Below are 1830 nucleotides of genomic sequence, written 5' to 3' on the forward strand. Positions count from 1 at the left end.
GGAACAACCAGCTTCTCCTCGTACGCAGGCGTGTACTCGTCTGCGTCCTTGGTCACCAGGACGGACCATGCGGAAACGTCGTTACCACCCGAAACGAGGACTACGTTGAAGATATCGCCCTTCTTAGCATCCTCAGGGATGTCGAAGGTGCACTCTGCAACCTGAGCCTTGATACCCTTGGACTGGTCAAGTTCGCAAGTCTTGAGAACGTTACCCTTCGAGTCACGCCACTCAACCTTGGAAGGCAGGGTCGACAGGTCGCCGTTGAACTCTGGGGTCACGGTGGTGCCCGGGGCAGCCGGCTTATCGGTGGCGTTGTAGTCAGCCGTGATCGACACTGGGGTGAACGGCATGACTGCGTAGTTGACGTTGTACAGCGAGTTTAGGTTCTGGAACGGAACGCCGTTGAAATCAATCGGCAGCTGGTTCTCACCAGGCACTGCCGATGCGCGGAAGTTGCCGCCGTCGTCGAAGCGCTGGAAAACCGGGGTATGGAAACCAGTGTAGCCGTTCTGAACGACACCGTCCTTGTTCTCAACCCACACGAACACGTGGTTCGGGTTGAGGATGTCTTCGCGCTTCTGACCCTTTTCGTACTCACCGAAGCGCAGGGTGTAGTTACCCTTGTTATCGGTCTTACCGTAGACGGTCTTGAGGATGTACTCGGGGTGGTCCTCGAGCATCTTCTTGGTCTCTGCGGTCAGCTTTTCAGGGTCGTTCTTGTACTGCTCGTGCAGTTTCTTGTTGGCTGCAGCGCCGTCCTTGGTAAGGGTCGATGCGTACACGGTGTAACCGTCAGCTGCCTCGTCAGCACTGTTCATCGATGGACCGGTAGCAACAATGCCCTTGTCCGGACCACCGGTCTCAAGCCAAACGCGGCCCGAGATGGTGTTAGGAACCTTAGTCTGGGTCGCGGCCAGCTTGATTGGGCCCTCTGGATCCTCAACGAGCTTGTCACCCTTGGCAGCCATCCAGCTGTCCTCGTGGTTTGGTGGAACTTCCTGATAGAAGGCCGCCGTCAGCTGAATGTTTCCGTCAGCAGCGGCAAAGGAACCAAGAGGACCCTCAACTAGGCCGTTGAAGGAACCAGGCACGAATCCGTTAGCCTGACGGAACATGACAACCTTGTTGCCACGGTCATTCGTATACGGCTCAACCCAGATGCGGTGCTTCTGGTCAGTACGTGCCGCCCAAGTGTGCTCGCGACCCAGCTTGTCTGTCCAGGTGATGCCCTTTTTGCCCGTACCGAAGGCGTAGGTGCCCCGGCCACCGTTACCGCCGACAACATCGGGGAGGGTGTGCGTCTTCGCGCTGAAGATCGGCGAGTAGGAACCGTCCTTATCACGGAACTGCGCGTAGACCGTGACACCATCCATTGGGATGTTGCCGTTGTCGATCGTGGAGCCAGGGTTGCCCTTGGGGCCGGTCAGATACACGTGACCCGAAATCAGGCCCTTACCAACGCCCTGCGCGTCGGTCAGGTTAGCAGCCTTGGTGACACGACCGCTAGCGATCATGTCGGCATCAATAATCTGATCCTGAGAAGTCGGGGCAGCTGCGTCCAAACCTTCTTGAGCGAAGGCAGCCGGAGCAGCAGTTGGGTTAACAACTGGCTGCACAAACGGGCCCACCATGGCAACAGAAAGAGCGGCGGCTGCGATCGTCGTACCGCGGCGACGGGCAGAACCGTTGAATTTCTTCACATTCATGAAGAATCCTTTCATGAGAACAATTAAGAAACCGGTCAACAGCCCGCCCTCGGTCAGATTCCGAAGCTACTTAGGCGTTCCTGAAGGCAGACTGGACTCAAGCTGAGACCCTACCCCCCCC

The 1830-nt window shown here is 57.4% G+C and carries 1 pseudogene; it reads right to left on the reverse strand.

Annotated elements, in window-relative coordinates:
• Positions 1-1709: pseudogene (locus HMPREF2565_RS04195) on the reverse strand (hypothetical protein); the annotation flags it as partial.
• Between the last annotated feature and the right edge of the window lie 121 nt (positions 1710-1830).

Source organism: Corynebacterium sp. HMSC072A04, from assembly GCF_001809235.1.
GTDB classification, from domain to species: domain Bacteria; phylum Actinomycetota; class Actinomycetes; order Mycobacteriales; family Mycobacteriaceae; genus Corynebacterium; species Corynebacterium hiratae.